General features: G+C 46.3%; 18 protein-coding genes and 1 tRNA gene. 9 read left to right on the top strand and 10 right to left on the bottom strand.

From position 1 onward, the window contains the following. Window positions 1–10 precede the first annotated feature (10 nt). A complete protein-coding gene (locus JGK22_RS08775; RefSeq protein ID WP_293184485.1) occupies window positions 11–325 on the bottom strand; it encodes a DUF433 domain-containing protein in 315 nt (104 codons plus the stop codon). Between the two features lie 77 nt (window positions 326–402). Next, window positions 403–1,038: a Uma2 family endonuclease gene (locus JGK22_RS08770; protein WP_293184487.1), complete on the bottom strand. Its 636-nt coding sequence runs from the start codon at window positions 1,036–1,038 to the stop codon at window positions 403–405. A gap of 311 nt (window positions 1,039–1,349) precedes the next feature. On the opposite strand from JGK22_RS08770, the gene JGK22_RS08765 reads away from it, so the two are divergent. Continuing rightward, the gene (locus JGK22_RS08765; protein ID WP_293184489.1) at window positions 1,350–1,847 is read left to right on the top strand and encodes a hypothetical protein; all 498 of its coding nucleotides are present in this window, start codon (window positions 1,350–1,352) and stop codon (window positions 1,845–1,847) included. A 77-nt stretch (window positions 1,848–1,924) separates the two neighbouring features. Here JGK22_RS08765 and JGK22_RS08760 read toward each other — a convergent pair whose 3' ends face one another. The 7 genes from JGK22_RS08760 to JGK22_RS08730 form a co-directional block, all read right to left on the bottom strand. Then, complete coding sequence (locus JGK22_RS08760) at window positions 1,925–2,569, bottom strand: hypothetical protein (protein WP_293184491.1); 645 nt, start codon at window positions 2,567–2,569, stop codon at window positions 1,925–1,927. 217 nt (window positions 2,570–2,786) lie between these two features. Continuing rightward, the gene (locus tag JGK22_RS08755) at window positions 2,787–3,023 is read right to left on the bottom strand and encodes a DUF433 domain-containing protein (protein ID WP_293184493.1); all 237 of its coding nucleotides are present in this window, start codon (window positions 3,021–3,023) and stop codon (window positions 2,787–2,789) included. A 234-nt stretch (window positions 3,024–3,257) separates the two neighbouring features. Beyond that, window positions 3,258–3,476, bottom strand: a complete 219-nt coding sequence (locus JGK22_RS08750; protein ID WP_293184495.1) for a hypothetical protein — start codon at window positions 3,474–3,476, stop codon at window positions 3,258–3,260. A 41-nt stretch (window positions 3,477–3,517) separates the two neighbouring features. Next, a complete protein-coding gene (locus JGK22_RS08745) occupies window positions 3,518–3,748 on the bottom strand; it encodes a hypothetical protein (RefSeq protein WP_293146439.1) in 231 nt (76 codons plus the stop codon). A 28-nt stretch (window positions 3,749–3,776) separates the two neighbouring features. After that, entirely contained in the window at window positions 3,777–3,974 is a 198-nt protein-coding gene (locus tag JGK22_RS08740; protein WP_293184498.1) for a DUF5615 family PIN-like protein, read from the bottom strand. Further along, window positions 3,974–4,219: a DUF433 domain-containing protein gene (locus JGK22_RS08735; protein WP_293184500.1), complete on the bottom strand. Its 246-nt coding sequence runs from the start codon at window positions 4,217–4,219 to the stop codon at window positions 3,974–3,976. The genes JGK22_RS08740 and JGK22_RS08735 overlap by 1 nt, the downstream gene beginning before the upstream one ends. A gap of 204 nt (window positions 4,220–4,423) precedes the next feature. Beyond that, window positions 4,424–4,693: a hypothetical protein gene (locus tag JGK22_RS08730; RefSeq protein ID WP_293184503.1), complete on the bottom strand. Its 270-nt coding sequence runs from the start codon at window positions 4,691–4,693 to the stop codon at window positions 4,424–4,426. Between the two features lie 236 nt (window positions 4,694–4,929). On the opposite strand from JGK22_RS08730, the gene JGK22_RS08725 reads away from it, so the two are divergent. The 7 genes from JGK22_RS08725 (at window position 4,930) to JGK22_RS08695 (ending at window position 13,634) form a co-directional block, all read left to right on the top strand. Further along, the gene (locus JGK22_RS08725) at window positions 4,930–5,133 is read left to right on the top strand and encodes a hypothetical protein (RefSeq protein ID WP_293146445.1); all 204 of its coding nucleotides are present in this window, start codon (window positions 4,930–4,932) and stop codon (window positions 5,131–5,133) included. A gap of 152 nt (window positions 5,134–5,285) precedes the next feature. After that, a tRNA-Ala gene (locus tag JGK22_RS08720) sits at window positions 5,286–5,358 on the top strand. Window positions 5,359–5,598: 240 nt separating this feature from the next. Then, the gene (gcvT, locus tag JGK22_RS08715; RefSeq protein WP_293312704.1) at window positions 5,599–6,750 is read left to right on the top strand and encodes a glycine cleavage system aminomethyltransferase GcvT; all 1,152 of its coding nucleotides are present in this window, start codon (window positions 5,599–5,601) and stop codon (window positions 6,748–6,750) included. A 19-nt stretch (window positions 6,751–6,769) separates the two neighbouring features. Then, window positions 6,770–6,898 (top strand): hypothetical protein, encoded by a 129-nt coding sequence (locus JGK22_RS08710; protein ID WP_293181185.1) that lies wholly within the window; start codon window positions 6,770–6,772, stop codon window positions 6,896–6,898. Between the two features lie 5 nt (window positions 6,899–6,903). Next, window positions 6,904–7,410: a GUN4 domain-containing protein gene (locus JGK22_RS08705; RefSeq protein WP_293181188.1), complete on the top strand. Its 507-nt coding sequence runs from the start codon at window positions 6,904–6,906 to the stop codon at window positions 7,408–7,410. A 236-nt stretch (window positions 7,411–7,646) separates the two neighbouring features. Next, complete coding sequence (locus JGK22_RS08700; protein WP_293197124.1) at window positions 7,647–10,388, top strand: DEAD/DEAH box helicase; 2,742 nt, start codon at window positions 7,647–7,649, stop codon at window positions 10,386–10,388. Between the two features lie 480 nt (window positions 10,389–10,868). Beyond that, on the top strand, window positions 10,869–13,634 hold the full coding sequence (locus JGK22_RS08695) for a family 10 glycosylhydrolase (RefSeq protein ID WP_293312702.1): 2,766 nt from the start codon (window positions 10,869–10,871) through the stop codon (window positions 13,632–13,634). 313 nt (window positions 13,635–13,947) lie between these two features. Here the strand turns inward: JGK22_RS08695 and JGK22_RS08690 are convergent, their stop codons facing one another. After that, the gene (locus tag JGK22_RS08690) at window positions 13,948–14,148 is read right to left on the bottom strand and encodes a hypothetical protein (protein ID WP_293192305.1); all 201 of its coding nucleotides are present in this window, start codon (window positions 14,146–14,148) and stop codon (window positions 13,948–13,950) included. Window positions 14,149–14,217: 69 nt separating this feature from the next. Here JGK22_RS08690 and JGK22_RS08685 point away from each other — a divergent pair, with 69 nt between their 5' ends. Beyond that, window positions 14,218–18,165 carry a PAS domain S-box protein gene (locus tag JGK22_RS08685; protein ID WP_366025328.1) on the top strand — a complete coding sequence of 1,316 codons (3,948 nt, stop codon included), beginning with the start codon at window positions 14,218–14,220 and terminating at the stop codon, window positions 18,163–18,165. The last annotated feature ends 4 nt before the right edge of the window (window positions 18,166–18,169 follow it).

The raw sequence follows: 18,169 nt of genomic DNA, 5'->3' as shown, positions 1-18,169 counted from the left end.
CTCTCTATTTCTATTTTGCAGCCTTAGCTGCCATCAGTTTGTTGTACAAAACTAGATCGCTGCTTTGTAGAGGTTGAGGCATGGCATCAAATGCAGCTTCTTCGGCGGCTAGGTAAGCATCGATTGCAGCGCGGTTGGCTAGATAAAAGGCGATCGCCCCATAAACCTGTTCCAGCGTCAGCAGCGGGAAAGACTGAACAATACTTTCGGGGGATAGTCCTTGTTGGAAAGCATAGGCGATCGAGTCAAGAGAAATCCGAGTTCCTTCAACCCAATAGGCATCATTCCGATACTCTATGTAAGTTTTAACTGCTACAACGGGCATACATTTTGGGATTCTAACTACTTATTATTGTAGGCGGATGCGATCGAGTTTATCTGGAATTGAATTACGTTTATCGCCTATCGGTTAGCTAGTTGTTGCTTCAAATCGCGGATAGCAGCACTGGTGTTGCATTGATAAGCAATTTCTACACAACGGGCGATCGCACTTTGTAAATCTAATTCTGGAAAATAGAGGCTGTGAGTTTGAACTTGATAGTTTCCGCCTTGCAGCCCATAAATTAACAGTTGCTGCTTCTTGTACAGCCAGATTTCAGGAACCCGATAGGGAAGATAGTCTTGTACGTCGGAATAACTGGTGACATCAATTTCTATGGCTAAATCTGGCGGCGGATCGTTTTGCCAATCTATCCGCTTTTTTCCACAAACCGCTTGCCAATTGTTAATGTAAAAGCAATAATCTGGTTCAATTCCGCTTTCTTCTGGCACTGTCATGGTGATAGGAGTAAACGCATCGTATTCCCGCCCATCGCTATCTAGGATGGCTTTTACGATGTCAGCAATTAAGTTGGCATCTTTTCCGTGTACGGGTAAAGGTGACATCAGCAATACTTCTCCATTGCGATACTTCAGACGCGGAATAGAACCATCTCCTCGGCGATCGTACAAACTTTGATATTCTTGCCAAGTTGCGGGTAAGCGCACTACAGAACCCGCAGGCAATTGAATTTTTTCGGGTGATACGAGGGCAAACATGGTCTAATCTCCCTTTTGCAGCCATTGACTTTAATGATAACAAAACTGGTGCGGGCGATCTTAAGGCATTGAGCGCTGGATGTCGTCTGCGGGATCGAGGAATGGTGGGTGCGCTCCAACATGGTTGTTAGACCCCTCCTGAACGAGCTAATCTACTATCTTCCTGACCAATTTCACAAAAGACGGTTTTACAATAAGAATATTTAAGGTACTAATTTGGCTGTTCCGATATCATCTAGGAGTTTTATACAAATTATCCTGCTCTTGTTCTGAGAGAGGTGAATAAGTAGTCAGTAATTGAGGAACTTAGTATGTTTGAAACGTTAGAGCAGTTTTGTGAGCCATTTATCAACCAGATTAACCACCTGATGGGTAATCCAACCTTAGAAAACATAGAGAAAGTTCGTACAAAACTCAAGGCAACGGTGCTATTCGATGTTGCTAAACTTCGGAAGGGTTATGGTAAGTTGATCAAGGCTTACTACAAGAACCATAAACCTTTCAACTATCAAACGCAAAACGTTGAAGATAAAGTTCAGAAAGACCTGGAAGATTTTATGGAATTGGTAAGCTTTGCAACGGAAGCTGATGACACATCTATACTAGATGACTGGGCAATTGATTATCCTTGCAAAAATAAGCAAGTCCTAGCTCAGGATTTACCTGCATATGTAGATAAATTACAGAGTATAGTGACAGATTGGGACGCTTTTATGGCAAAACTTCAAGCAAAGGGTGAAGGGAAGTGGCCGGATGAAACAAAACCCTACTTGGCATACCTAGTGAACAAACTCTCTTCTAAAATTTAGAGATAAAAAAGTGGAAACCCAAGCGCCAAAGCTTTTTGGCGCTTGGTTTTTCACGGACTGATAAAAGAGGGTTATGGCTAAGTTGAGGATTTTTGGGATGATTCACTTAAAAGAATAGATGCTGCAACAGATTTTGACTTCCTCATACTTTCTGTTCCATCCATTAATCGAAGAAAATCATCATAGCTTTCTTCATTTTCTTTAATATATTCGCTCAGGGTGTCTACTGAATTCTTCACCTTTGTAATACTTGAAGTAAGTCCTGGGTGATCTCGAACCAATTCACCTATTTCGGTACTAATTTTTGCTAGCCGAGACTCTATTTCTACAAGAGATTGATGCTTGTCTTTAGTCGCATTAAGTAGACTGGATCTTAGTTCTTGCAATTCGGTTTTGGTGCTTTCAAGATCAAGCTCTTTTTGCGTATTCCTATTTCTTAATTTTATTTGACGTTGAGTAAGAGTATACATCACGAAAAGTAGGATCAAGATCCAAACTAGAAAGATAACGGATAAAAGAATTACCTGGTTTGGATCGGAAGATAGAGCATAAATCCCCACCGTAATTGGTAATAGAGCTCCAAGCAGAACAAATCCTACTATTCGCTGCCACTGAGGAAGATCCTTGATGGCACCCGCAAGACTAGCGAAGATGTTGGCAAAGGCATCGGAGAAATTTTTAGGAGAATCATTGGTTTGGGAGCTGGTAGAAATATCTGTCATACACTCACCCTATAATAATTTTTCTGTTCAGAAGCATCTTTTTTTTCTGATGGACTTCCTCGCACTCGTATTAGGATAGCATAATACAGTGATAATTATCAAATGACTTGGTACGTTTTTCACGAATTTTAGGATCGCGCCCCTTGATAACAAAGTATGAAGGTGGCAGTAATCCATACAGCAATAGCTGGTGATAGATGAGCATTCAACCAAATAGTCATGTGGCTAAAATGGGATGATCGAGTTTGCGGACTGCATAGAGAAGCGCAGCTTTGAGATCGTCAAGTTCCAAGTCTGGCAATTCTTCCAGAAACTCAAAAATTTGCTCACCCGCAGCTAGCAATTCTAGGATATCGATGACTCGAATCCGCATTCCCCGGATGCAGGGACGATCGCCACATTGTCTTGGATTCACCGTGATTCTGTCCAACAGATCGGGAACGGATGCTGGCATCGATCGAAATTGTTTGAAACCTTTGTCTCTAGCTTACCTCATTTATCGATCAACATTCACACCGCGATCGAATTATGCGATCGCCATCTACGGTAACGGGCGTTGACGAATTCGATCGCGATCCACCACCGTAAACCGTTCCTCAAATTGCAATCCTTCGAGCTGTAATAAATTTAACAATATTGATGCTGGTTCTTCCGGCGTGTGATGACGAACCTGTTCTACAGGTGGCGCTTACGAATAAAATGCTTCGTACTCATCATGATCTCCAATCCAGAACCAGGTAATCGTATCCCCTAACATTACTCCCACAGCCCGATGACTCTTCGTTACACGCACTGACCAAATATCTTCGTCACTGTCAATGCACTTAAAATGTAACGACGGATGAAACGGATTCTCTGCCCATAATCGATACGCTTTCCTGGCTCCGGTTCTGATCGCTGGACTCATGGCACGGTACTTTTCCCAAAATGAGGGCAATGTCGCGGACTTCATAGCTGCTCATAGTCCATCGGCGTAGACATTCCCGCTGCAATCTCGGCTTTGGCTTTCCGGGCTGCCGCGACTAGATTATTCTTCGTCCGCTTAAACGACTCATCCCATCGCTTTTCTTCTTCAATTTCTGACAGATATGCGCGAACATTCTCCACTACCTGCTTTTGAAGCTCGTCAGGTAGGGACTCAAGCATCTTAACGATCGTGGTAATTGCAGGAGAAGACATGGCATCTATTCAGTGCAGTGGATCTTCTCTATTCTACAACCTTCGCCACAAACAAGCCATAAAGTATTTCAATATAATCGCGATCGAACGTCAAAATCACCCGTTGCTGATCCGTCGCACGAGCCAAAACCTCGGAATCCTCGGTAATAGAAGCGACTTCCAGATCCGCTTGTCGCAGCAGTTGTACACTCTGAAGAGGAAAGTTTTCATTTGCCAGAAACCGCATTAACTTGCCTCAGCAAAGAGTAAAGGTGTGTAAAATACGTCTTCTTTGAGGCATTCCGCAGTGAAAGCAAATACTGCTTGGATAGATTCAGGATTAAGTGTTGGATAATTTTCTAGAATTTGTTGCGGCGTCCAACCTTCTGAAAACAACCCTAGAATAAACTCCACTGATATTCGTGTTCCCTTAATGACAGGCTTGCCAAGCAGAATTTTAGGATTTGAGTGAATGTGTGCTTTCCAGTTCATAGTCAGCTTGCCTCTACGGAGTCTGCATCTATTTTGAAACGTTTCTCTCTAGCTTACTTCATTTATCGTCTCAAACTCACGCCCCGATCGAATTGTGCGATCGGCACTTCCAGCTCAATACTCTCTAAAGTATTATTTGTAGGCTAGGCGCAGGCAGGAAGTGTCTCATAAACGAGTTCCATGAGTTGTTCTGAAGCAACGGTATCAGAGATTATGACGTGAGACTTCTGCTGTTTGAGCTAAAAATTCTTGATAAGCCGATTCATCTCCAAAAGAGTCGATCGACACCTGAGCGTTTGGCATCGGTATCAGCGGAGTTTCGACGGGGACATATTTGCAGTATCCAACTACAATCATCTCAAATTCGTTATTAGGTATTGCTGTCGGGTACTCTTCCACCCTCACCACTTCCCAGTCTCCTGTACGGTAGTGGGTGCTAGAAGCGGAACCGTCAGCGCTGTGAAACTCCAGCAATCTGTACCCTTAAAAATGCAATCCCGCTTGAGAAGCGAACTCAAGCCAACTACTGTAAAGCAGAGCTAGCTCTCATTTACTTTGCATATCGTAATTATCAAGAAAACCTATACTTTTTCTTGATGGCTTTGCGCTGCTCCCCATCCGTTTAACATCAATACTTAAATACATATGAGCTTATCTGCACTCCGCGAAAACTTTTGTTACAATATGTAAGCTGTTACAAATCGTAACTTATGCTGGTTTCTATTTTAATAATTGACGTTGCCCTCGTTGCCTGGTCATTGCATCTAATGCAAGAGGCGATCGCGCAACGAGAATTTTCACTAATCCTAGCCGGCACCCTAGTTGCGGTTTCAGCCGCAGCCCTGGTAGTCGTCTACTTCCTCATGGGGTCTTGTTTGAGCCATTTAACCGAAATATCCCAGCACACCTACTAAATCGTAGTAGCGATCGACAAATTGTCAAAAAGCGAGGAATTTTTTTGAAAAAAAAGCCAAAAGCCTTGCCTGTCCAAGGCTCCAAACTATTTTCTCAAAAAGGCTTGACAAATATCGGTCAGTTAAGGCATGATTGAGAGCGCGAAAAGAAAGGGGAATTAGCTCAGTTGGTAGAGCACTACAATGGCATTGTAGGGGTCAGCGGTTCGAGCCCGCTATTCTCCATAAGTGAAGATTAGAGGGCGGTTGAAACCGCGTCTACACAAACGAAGTCCGCCTCCGCGGACTGAAGAGAATAACATAATCTTCACAGCGTATTCTTCAACGCACTTGGAGTGGGTTTTGTCTGTATACACGCGGTTTCAACCGCGAGCGTATTCTTAAATTCGATCGCACCACACACCACAAAAACCAACTTTCCCCTAAAATCAAAACAGTCTACCCGCAACCAACAAAGCGCTACCTGTGGCAAACTCAACTGAACCCAACAATCCAGAGATAACGAGTCAGCTTGCGCGATCGCCTCTGTACGAACTATCATTGCAGCTCAAAGGTCGAATGGTGCCCTTTTCCGGGTGGGAGATGGCCGTACAGTACGCAGGTATCACCAGCGAACACCAAGCAGTACGCCAGCAAGCAGGAATGTTCGACATTTCCCACATGGGAAAATTCTGTTTGAGAGGGAAACAGGTAATAGAAAAATTTCAACCCTTAGTACCGTCAGACTTAAGTCGGTTGCAACCAGGACAAGCTCAATATACAGTCTTATTAAATGACAAAGGCTGCATCCTAGACGACATTATTTTCTACTGCCAAGAACCCGATGGAACCACGGGCGAAGAACGTGCAGCAATCATTGTCAATGCCGCCACTCGCATCACAGACAAAGCCTGGATTCTCACCCACTTAGACTTAAGCGAACTTATTTTTACCGACATCTCGGAAGACCAAGTTTTAATTGCAATTCAAGGCCCGGAAGCTGTTAACTATCTCCAGCCTTTTGTCGAAGATAACCTCGCACCAATTAAAGCTTTCGGACACTTAGAAACCAAGTTGTTGGGACAGCCGAGTTTTATCGCCAGAACAGGTTATACTGGCGAAGATGGATTTGAAATCATGGTGGATACAGAAACCGGAAAACAAGTCTGGCAAAAATTCCTAGATGCTGGCGTTGTTCCCTGCGGTTTGGGTGCGAGAGATACTTTGCGTTTAGAAGCAGCAATGGCACTTTACGGTCAAGATATCGACGACAATATTACACCTTTAGAGGCTGGATTGGGTTGGGTAGTTCACCTCGATAGCAAAGGCGATTTTATTGGGCGGGAGGTTTTGGAACAGCAGAAAGCTACGGGAGTATCGAAGCGATTGATAGGGTTGGAAATGCAGGGGCGGCATATTGCGCGCCACGGCTATCCGATAATAGTTGCAGGGGAAAAAGTAGGAGAAGTTACTAGCGGTACATTATCGCCTACTTTGAATCGGGCGGTAGCCCTCGCGGTTGTTCCGGCAAAATTAGGTAAAATTGGCCAGCAGTTAGAAGTTGAGATTCGCGGGAAAAATTACCCGGCTACAGTGGTGAAAAAGCCATTTTATCGATCGCCAAATCGCCCAAATTAAATAACGTTCGATCGGGTGAATGTCAAAGTCAAAAAATAGACTCAACCCGATGGTTTTAAGTGCTTCGAGGGCGAAATTGGATGCTTCGGTGGTTGATTTGATTTGTTTGACACACTCAAGTGCGATCGAGGATTACAAAAAAGGTTGAATTCTATGTCACAAGCCGAAAAAAATGAGGTTGAGTTAGTTTCTGCCGTGGGTATCGATTATAGCAAATTGCGAGATTTAGTGGCAGCTAACAAGTGGGAAGAAGCCGATCGAGAAACCCTGAGAGTGATGTTGAAGGTGGCGGGTACGAAACAAGAATGGCTGGATACAGAAAGTATTGAAAAATTCCCCTGCGAGGACTTGCGTACCATTGACCAACTTTGGGTAAAATATTCTAAAGGTCACTTCGGCTTTAGCGTGCAGAAGCTTATTTATCAAAGTCTGGGGGGAACCAGTGGATATAATAGCGAAGTTTGGGGCAGGTTTGGCGATCGTGTGGGTTGGAGACAAAAGAATCAATGGGTCTACTACGAAGACATCACTTTTTCAGAGAAAGCACCTGAAGCTCAGCTTCCAGTTTTAGATTGTTGGAATATTTGGGGGATTTGTTGGTGGTTTGATGGAGAGAGGGGAAGGGAGTGGGTGTCTATTCTCTCGCGTCGAGACTTGTAGAGTTTAGCATTTAGGCATTTCAGGGTAATTGGGAATTGGGAATTGGTAAATTCATCGCAAGAAATATTTTTCCACTCTCCCCTCTCCCCCTCTCCCCCTCTCCGAATTCTCTCCCTCTCCTCTTTGTTCGAGTGCCGATTTGCGGGCGTTGGTCTAAAATCAATACAGTCGTCCTCTGCTGCCTTGCTTTCGGCAAGATTTAAGCATACTTACCCTGCAACCTCATAATAATCCTTGTGCCTAACGCTTCCCAGAACCGCCAAGAGCTGGATCTGAAGACCATATTTCCATTTGAGCTAGATAACTTTCAGAGAGACGCGATCGCCGCCCTCGATGCAGGTAAATCCGTTGTCGTGTGTGCTCCCACGGGCTCAGGGAAAACTTTAATCGGCGAATACGCCATCCATCAAGCACTCTCAAGAGGGCGGCGCGTCTTCTACACCACTCCCCTCAAAGCTCTTTCCAACCAAAAGCTGCGCGACTTTCGCAATCAATTTGGAGATGAGATGGTAGGTTTGCTGACGGGCGACATCTCCTTCAATCGAGATGCGCCGATTTTGGTGATGACTACCGAAATATTTCGGAATATGCTCTACGGTACGCCGATCGGCGCTGTCGGTGCTTCCCTCACCGGAGTCGAAACCGTGGTGCTCGACGAGTGTCACTACATGAACGATCGCCAGCGGGGTACAGTCTGGGAAGAATCAATCATCTATTGTTCCAGCGAAATTCAACTCCTCGCCCTCTCAGCAACCGTTGCTAATAGCGACCAACTTACAGACTGGATTAACAAAGTCCACGGGCCCACAGAGCTTGTCTACTCAGACTTTCGGCCAGTGCCGCTACAATTCCACTTCGCCAATCAAAAAGGGATATTTCCCCTGCTAGACGAAACCGGCAAAAGAGCTAATCCGCGATTAGTCCCCAAAAAGAAGCAGCAAAAATCAGAAAGAGGTAGCATTCCGACTCCCAGTTTGACCGATGTTTTGTCTCGGTTGGACGATCGCGATATGCTACCAGCAATTTACTTCATCTTCAGCCGTCGCGGGTGCGACCAAGCAGTAGCAGAAGTAGGCAATTTCTCCCTAGTTAACGCAGCCGAAACAGCCGAACTCAAACGCATTATTGACGATTTTTTACAGCGCAACCCAGAAGCAGAACGTTTCGGTCAAAAAGAAGCACTTTTAAAAGGCATCGCCGCCCACCACGCAGGCATTTTGCCCGCCTGGAAAGGTTTAGTAGAAGAACTTTTTGGCAGAGGTTTGATTAAAGTCGTATTTGCCACCGAAACCCTCGCAGCCGGGATCAATATGCCCGCCCGCACCACCGTCATTTCCACCCTGTCCAAACGCACCGACAAGGGACACCGACTGCTAAACGCTTCAGAATTCCTACAAATGGCCGGTCGGGCAGGTCGCCGGGGCATGGATGAGCTGGGGCACGTGGTCGCAGTTCAGACCCGCTTTGAAGGCGCAAAGGAAGCCTCCTATTTGGCAACAGCCAAAGCCGACCCCCTTGCCAGTCAGTTTACGCCCAGCTACGGCATGGTGCTGAATTTGCTGCAAACTCACACGCTTGAGGAAGCTCAAGAGTTGGTAGAACGCAGTTTTGGTCAATACCTTTCTACCTTGTACTTGCAGCCGCAGCAATCAGAATTAGATCGGTTGCAAACAGAATTAGCGGTGCTCGAAGAGTCCCTAGCCGCCGGAGGTAATGTCTCTACCCTGGAAAAACAACTCGCCCATTACGAAAAATTGCAGGGAAGGCTCAAAGAAGACAAACGTTTGCTGAAAACTCTATTGCAGCAAGCAGAAGAAACGCGAATTAAGGAGATGTCGGTAGCTGTAGCTTTTGCAGTGCTAGGGACGGTTCTGAGTCTGAAGGGCAAACACGTCCCGACAGCCAAACGATCGCACACAACCCCAGTCCCCGCCGTACTGGTTGCCAAAATCCCAGGTTCGGGCCAAGCACCTAATTTGGTATGTTTGGGCAAAGACAACCGCTGGTATATCGTCGCGATTAGCGATGTCGCCACCCTCCACGCCCAACTGCCCCGCTTGAGTGTCGCAGATGGCTTAAACCCGCCTCCGGAATTGACCCTGAGACTCGGCCAGTGTCGCTTGGGAAGTGAAGAAACTGTGGCAATTGCTCAATCGATCCCAGAATTGCCCGCACCGGAACCGAGCCCAGAGGCGATCGAGCAACAGCAGAAAATCGTCGCCCTCGAAGATAAACTAGAAATTCACCCTGTTCTCGAATGGGGCAATCCCGGTACTTTGCTCAAGCGCCAGCGCCGCCGCGAAGAATTGAAAAAAGAAATCCGCAAAGCCGAACAAGACTTAGAAAAGCAGCGAGCTCGCTACTGGGAGCAATTTCTCAACTTAATTGACATCTTGCTAAATTTCGGATGTTTGGAAAGAGTAATTTCGGCAGATGGGAATCGAGATGACTCCTCCGACAGGTTGGTACCCACAATCTTGGGTCAAGCCTGCGCCGCCATTCGCGGTGATAATGAACTGTGGCTGGGTTTGTCTCTGATGTCTGCTGAGTTTGACGAACTCGACCCCCACCACCTCGCTGCTGCTTGCGCGGCCTTGGTTACAGAAGTTTCTCGGCCTGACAGTTGGACTCATTACTCGCTGTCGCCGGAAGTTTTGGCACCTTTGGACAATCTGCAAAAAGGGCTGCGCCGCCGATTGTTTCAAGTACAGTACCGCCACGAAGCTGCGATCCCGATTTGGCTGGAACGGGATATCGTGACTTTGGTGGAACAGTGGGCTCTGGGCGTGGAATGGCTGGAACTGATTAGTCACACGAGTTTGGATGAAGGGGATGTGGTGCGGATTTTGCGCCGGACTTTGGATTTCTTGTCTCAGATTCCTCATGTTCCTCACGTGTCGGATTCTTTGCGGAAGAATGCTTGTCGGGCGATGCAGTTGATCGATCGATTCCCGGTAAATGAAGCGGCAACTCAGTAAGGATCGCGAATTAAATAATTTACACATATTTGTGGGATGGGCGTCCCGCCCGTCCCACAAGAACAATAAAAATTGTAAGTTATTTAATTCTCATTCCTAAGGTTCGATCGTTCGGGAGCATCTCAGTCTTGCATTTATTATAGTGCGAGCGTCCCCGCTCGCGTATTGTACAATACGCGAGCGGGGACGCTCGCACTCAAAGAAAAAATGCTTTTTACAAAAATGAGATGCTCCCGATCGTTCGGAATGCGAGTCCTTCATAAATGCGGACTAAAGTCCTCACTACCAACCTTTTTTATGGCGATCGTTCGATCGCACCCGAGATCGGTTCGCTCGAATTCGATCCCATTGCAGGCGGGCGATCGCATATTTTCCTGATTTAGGTTGCATGACCTGATAAAAAATTGTATTGTGCGAGTTAATTGCTCGAAATTGTTATTGAAATTTTCCTAAGTGGTGTGGTGGGTAATTCTCGTGTCAATGCAACAAATCAAAAAGCCCGATAGAAATCCAAAAATTCGCTTTTTCACTTTCTTGCAAAGAGTCTTCATTGGCACTCTAGCGAGTACATTACTCAATCTCTCCATCCTATTTCCCTCTCCCAGTTTTGCGGAAGTAGTTCTGGGAGTTGTTCGCAGTTCCGAGAATTCCCCCGACTGGGTGAAGATTACCACGCGCCTCTGGGAAAGCGGCATTGCTTACAAACCAATCAATCTCGAAGACATCAAAAATTTGGCGGATTTAGCAGGCGTTAATGTGCTGTTTTTGCCCAATATTGAAACTTTGACTCCGGCACAAATTAAAGTTTTAGAAGCTTGGACAAAACAGGGCGGCCGCTTGATTGCTTCGGGCCCAGTCGGCCGCAGTTCCCCAGCCTTAGTACGTCAATCTTTACGATCGCTCCTCGGGGCCTATTGGGCTTTTCCGTTGACTCAGCGGGGGGCGGTGCAACCGCGCACCCGCTGCCGCGATCTCGCTTGTACCAGTTCAAGCAACTGGGTTCCCCCAGAACAAAAAAATGCCTCTGTTCAAGGCGGCGTCTTGATTCCCGCCGACGCGAACAGTCAAACCATCGCTACCTGGAAAGATAGTTCCGGTTCCTCCGCTGCGATCGCCACCGATCGCGCTACCTATCTCGGCTGGCGCTGGGGTAGCGACGGTTCCCCAAATATAGACACGGCTTGGCTGCGGGCCTCGATCGCCCGCTGGGGAGGAACTGTGGGTAGGCCTGTCGAGCCGCCAACAGCAGCCGCACCACCGCTGCCAAATCCCCCCTCCAGGGTCACGAGAAATACCCCCAGTTCGCCGCGCAATACTCCGCTGAGCCGACTTTCTCCTTCTCCCCCCCTTCCAGATCCCGTACCTGCAACTTTTACAGACCCTTCGGATCAGTCGGCGCCGGCGGGTTTGGACGTGCAGATAAATTCCAATAAGCCGATCGTCAGCATTGAAGCCTACTTGATGCGCCAAGAACTCACCAACCTCCTCGGCAGGTTTGAAAGCGCCCTGACAGCAGCTAATTCAGGCAATACCGCCGTCAATCTCGATGCTGCTATCCCCCCTCAATTGGTGGCGTCAAGCAACAGTGTCGGTGGGCCGCAGGCGAGTCGCCCGTTGGTTTTACCAGCAGCAACCACAGGGGCGATCGCCAAAGCCCGTCAGGTTTTGCAAAATTTTGACCAACTCCTGCAAGAGCAAAAATACGCTGAGATCAGGCAGCAGTGGGTGCAAGCGCGCCAGTTGCTCTGGCAAAATTACCCCCAGGAAGGGCAGCGCATTGGGGCGGAAATTCGCGCCGTTTGGCTCGATCGCGGTACGATCGTCGCAGCGCGATCGGAACAGGGTTTGGCCGCTGTGTTCGATCGACTTGCCGCCGCCGGGATCAATACCGTTTTCTTTGAAACTTTAAATGCCGGATATCCGATTTATCCCAGTCAAGTTGCACCGCAACAAAACCCCCTCACAGTTGGCTGGGATCCTCTGGAATCTGCGGTTAAATTAGCCCACGAGCGAGGCATAGAACTGCACGCTTGGATTTGGACTTTTGCCACGGGCAATAAACGCCACAATACTTTAATTGGCAAACCTGGTTCTTATCCAGGCCCGGTACTTTCGGCCTATCCAAATTGGGCAAATATTGACAATAAAGGACGCACGCAAAACCCTAACGATGGTAAATTTTATCTCGATCCTGCAAACCCGGAAGCGCGGAATTATTTACTAAGAATTATCAGCGAAATTACCAGCAAATACAAAGTAGATGGTGTGCAATTAGACTACATTCGCTATCCTTTTCAAGATGACAATGCAGGTTTTGTCTACGGCTACGGTGCAGCAGCAAGGCAGCAATTTAAACAGTTAACTGGTACCGATCCGGTGAATATTTCGCCGAGTTCTGGCAATTTGTGGCGGCAGTGGGTTGAGTTTAAAACCAATCAAATTAATAGTTTTGTAGCTGAAGTATCTCAGCTTTTGCGGTCGAATTATCCTCGCACTATTCTGTCAGTTGCGGTGTTTCCCCACCCCGAAAGTCAGCGGATTTACAAAATTCAGCAAAATTGGGAAGTTTGGGCCCGTCAGGGGATTGTAGACTTGATTGTGCCGATGACTTATGCTTTGGATACGAACCGACTTCAACGCATTACCGAACCGCTAGCAAAGGAACAAATGCTCGGTTCAGCTTTAATTTCTCCCTCGGTTAAGTTGTTGACACTCCCGGAAGTTGTGGCGATCGACCAAATTCAAGCTTTGCGCGATTTGCCGACTGGGGGCTATGCTATTTTTGCGGTGGAAAGTATCAGCAGCGGGATGCAGAGCTTTTTTAACCGGACTCAAGGTGTCAGAGTGCGATCGTCTACGAGGGCTTCGCTAACGACTTCTGCTTCCGAACCAATTCCTTACCGCCAGCCCTTTGCAGCAGCAGCTTCGCGCTATACTGCTCTCAAGCAGGAATGGAGTTTTTTGTTGGCTAACAATCAGTTGCGGGTGTCGGAATCTGAATTGAAAGTTCTCAAAAGTCGATCGGAGGAATTGGGTGTTGCCTTGAGCAGATTGGCTGCAAGTCCTTCTGCCGAAAGCTTAACAACTGCTAAAAGATTGTTGGCGAGTTTTGAAGCTCAATTTCAGTCTTCCATGCGCTTGCATTCTGGGCAAAATAGCTATCAGGTGCAAACTTGGCAAAATCGTTTGGAAAGCTTGGATATGCTGTTGCGTTACGGCGAAAGGGTGGAGTTGAATCGCAGGTAAATACAGGTGTTTCGGGTGCCGGTGGCTGCGGATAGTGCGATCGTACCCAATCACCTGCATCGATAGTTCTCCAAAAACTTTCTCTTGAAATACGCTAGATTAATTTAAATTAATACCCTGGACAGTTGTCAGTACGGACAATATCTGCATAACAGTTATACCAATCTGCATTTCCCGCAACAAGTAAGTAGGTTATCAAAAAAAACCTGATTCTCTTGTCAGGGCTGGTGTCGGTTAAAATTCTATGATAGAAGCTAGTAGAGCAGCGCTTTCACCCGCCCAACTGATGTAATCTTTATTTGTAACCACCTACTTATGCCGCGGACATCTCTATTGCGTGTCCGAAGACCGGAAGGCAAGCGATCCGATCGCGATCGCCAACACCCAGGATTGCTTCGCACTCGCAAGTCAGGTTAAAAAACTCTAATTGTGCAGTCACGAGGGAAGTCCTCAAAACTCTCAAAAGGCGATCGCCAACACTTTTATGATGAGTCAGGAACCGGATTTGAGACAACTCCCTCCTGTATCGCTCCAAGACTTTAAGATCTACTAATTTCCACGACCAATTTCAATTATTTTTAGGATGAATATGTTTCCTAAACCGCTGAATCGCTTTGCTACCAAAATTATCGGCAAAGCTCCATTACAAACTGTGCTCGTGCTTCCTTTTTTAGTGCAAATTGTTGGCACAGTAGGAGTTGTAGGTTGGCTGTCGTTCCAAAACGGTCAGCGGGCTGTTAACGATGTGGCCGCTCAGTTGCGGGGAGAAATTAGCGCTCGCATCAAAGACCGCATTGAAAATTATATGTCAATTCCCCACATTGTCAATCACCTGAACGTTCAAGGCGTAAAATTGGGGCAATTGAACCTAGAAGACAAACAAAAACTCGAACTTCATTTCCTCGAACAAATTCAATATTTTGATTCAATCAGCATCATTTATACAGGCAAAGAAAATGGAGACCACTCAGGAGCAATCCGCACTAAAGATCGGATTCTGATATCTGCTGCTGACAGCTCGACTGGCAATAAATTAGCTCGATATACTGCTGACCCTCAAGGAAAACGCGTTAAATTAATCGAAATTTCTCCCGAAAAATACGACCCGCGAGTTCGTCCTTGGTACATAGCAGCGGCGCTAGCCAAAAAGCCTGTTTGGACTCCAATTTATACAGACTTCTTGACCAGAGAACTGGCAATTACTGCTTCTTTGCCTATCTACGACAATGATGGTAAGCTGTTAGGAGTAGCTGGCAGCGATTTGCTGTTTTCCAAAATCAAAGAATTTCTCGTCAGCCTCAAAATTGGCAAGTCGGGACAAACTTTTGTGATGGAGCGATCGGGGATGTTAATTGCCACTTCAAAGCCGGGTAAAGAATTTGCAGTACAAGGTAAAGAAGCAAAACGCATCAAAGCTTCAGCCAGCGAAAATCCGGTAATTCGCCAAACTGCACAGCATTTAGATAAATTCTACCAAAGCTTAGCTAAAATCAATAATTCTCAACAGCTTACCTTTGATGTTGACGGTCAGCGAAATTTTATTCAGGTAACTCCTTTTCAAGACGATCGAGGGTTGGATTGGCTGATTGTGGTAGTTGTACCCGAGTCAGACTTTATGCAGCAAATTAATGCCAATACCCGCACCACTTTTTTGCTGTCCGTTGCAGCTTTGATTGGGGCGACCATTCTTGGGATTCTGACTGCTAAATGGGTGGTGCGGCCGATTTTAAAATTGAATGCGGCGGCGAAAGCTTTGGCACGCAATGAATGGGATACAAAGCTCGCTTTGAATCGCGAAGATGAACTCGGAGAACTTGCCGCTGCTTTCAACAGCATGGCAGAGCAATTGCAGCATTCATTTACTTCGCTCTCGGAAAGCGAAAACCGAGTCAAACAATTTCTCGATGCAGTACCGCTAGGCATTTTTATTGTCGAAAAAAATGGTAAACCTCACTACATTAATCCTATAGGAGAGCAACTTTTTGGTCAAGGAATCATAGCAGCAGATGCCGAAAATTTGCGCCAAGCTTACAAAGTTTATTTAGCTGGAACCCAGGAAATTTACCCGGCGGAACACGACCCTATTTTAAATGCTTTGCAGGGCAAAAGTGTCACTGTCGATGACATGGAAATCTGCTCCAGTGACAAAACTGTTCCCCTACAAGTTTGGGGAACTCCTATTTACGACGCCCAAGGACATATTATCTATGGGATGTGCGCCTTTCAAGATATTACGGAACGCAAACAAGCGGAGCAACTGTTAAAAGAATACAACCAAAACTTAGCAGTCCAAGTTGCAGAACGTACCGCCGCTCTTGCCAAGGCAAAAGAAAAGTTTTCTAAAGCTTTTCGTTCTAGTCCAAATGCAATTACGATCACGAGAATCAGTGACGGTCGCCACATAGAAGTTAATGACAGCTTTTGCCAGATGATTGGCTACACGCACGACCAGATTATTGGTAAAACAGCCGTAGATCTAAATTTTTGGGCGAGTCTAGGAGAGCGCGATCGCATGATTCAAATGTTAAGAAACCAGACAGCCCTTCACAATTACGAGCTGAGATTTCGCAAAAAAAACGGTACAGAAAGAACGGCCCTGCTGTCTATTGAAACCATCGATATTGAGGGAGAAGCTTGTTTTCTCTCGATTTCGAGCGATATTACCGATCGCCAAAAAGCAGAAACCGCCCTCCGCGAAGCAGAAGAAAAATATCGCAACATTTATGAAAATGCTTTGAATGGCATTTTTCAAACTGCTGCTGACGGGACATACCTCAGCGCCAACCCCGCTTTAGCTGAACTCTACGGTTACGAATCGCCCGCAGAATTAATCGCAGCACAGCCGAATTTCAAGAACCAGCTTTACGTGAAACCCAACCGCCGCAGCGAATTTGTAGCGCTGATCGACGAGTACGGGATACTGTCTAACTTTGAATCGGAAATTTACCGCAAAGATGGTAGCATCATCTGGATTTCCGAAAATTGTCGGGCCGTGTGCGATCCCGCAGGAAATCTACTTTATCACGAAGGTTTTATTAAAGATATTACGGATAGCAAAGAAGCACAAATCAAAATGGAGCAGGCGAAAGAAGCCGCCGAAGCAGCCAACAAAGCTAAAAGTACGTTTCTCGCCAATATGAGCCACGAATTGCGATCGCCCCTGAACGCAGTCATCGGCTTTGCTCAAGTCATGATCCGCAGTAAAAATTTGTCTCCCGAAAATCAAGAAGATGTCGGGATTATCCTGCGGAGCGGCGAGCATTTGCTGACGTTAATTAACCAAGTTTTAGACTTGTCAAAAATTGAAGCTGGACGCACTACCATTAATGAAAAAAGCTTCGATTTATATCGAATCCTCGATGATTTAGAAGATATGTTTGCTCTCAAAGCTGAGGAAAAAGGCTTGCAATTAATCTTCGATCGAGATGCAGAAGTTCCCCATTACATTTCCACCGATGAAGTGAAATTGCGCCAAGTATTAATTAATTTGCTCAACAATGCAATTAAATTTACTTCACAAGGTGGAGTGTCGGTGCAAGTGAAAGGAGGAAAGCGGAATTTACACAAAAACAGCGCTGATGAAATGCCCGGCCGCTACTCGCTCCATTTTGAAGTTCAAGATACTGGTGCAGGCATTGCTACCGAAGAAATCCATCAGTTGTTTGAAGCATTTGTGCAGACAACAACGGGTAAAGATTCTCAAGAAGGGACGGGTTTAGGTTTAGCGATCAGCCGCCAGTTCGTGCAATTGATGGGAGGTGAAATTACTGTTAGCAGCGAGGTGGGCAAGGGTGCGCTATTTCAGTTTGATATCCAAGTTCATCTGGTGGAAGCTAGTGATATTGAAAGTAAAAAAGCTCTACGTCGAGTTGTTGCCCTCGAACCGAATCAGCCACCTTACCGCTTGCTAATTGTGGACGACAAACCTTTGAACCGCCAACTGTTAGTAAAACTTCTCAGTCCGTTGGGATTTCTGTTGAGAGAAGCGAATAACGGTCAAGAAGCGGTGGATATTTTTAGGGATTGGGAACCGCATCTGATTTGGATGGACATGAGAATGCCTGTAATGGACGGGTATGAAGCAACGAAACAGATTAAAACTACAACTGGCGGGCAAGCAACGGCGATTGTTGCCCTGACTGCTAGTGTTTTGGAGGAAGAACGGGCGGTGATTCTTTCGACGGGTTGCGATGATTTTATGCGGAAACCGTTCCGAGAGGAAGATATCTTTGCGGCCATGGGGAAACATTTAGGAGTACGCTATATTTATGAAGAGCCAACAGAGGTCAGTATGGGGGGTGCGGGGGAGTCTAGTCAGGATGTGCTGACACCAGAGGCGATCGCCTCTCTTTCTCCAGACTGGAGGGTTCAATTCAAGCAAAATATTTTGAGTGTAGACATGGAGGCGATCGCCAGTTCGATCGCACAAATCGGCACTATCAACCCCTCTCTGGCAGCCGCGCTTCAAGATTGCATTAATAATTTTGAATATGACAGAATTTTGACCACAATCGATCGCAGCGAACAATAGTAAA

The sequence above is a fragment of the Microcoleus sp. PH2017_08_TRC_O_A genome (genome assembly GCF_020738665.1).
Taxonomy (GTDB): Bacteria; Cyanobacteriota; Cyanobacteriia; order Cyanobacteriales; family Microcoleaceae; genus Microcoleus.
The sequence above is the reverse complement of the archived record's forward strand: the minus strand, read 5'-3'. Positions and strand labels throughout refer to the sequence as shown.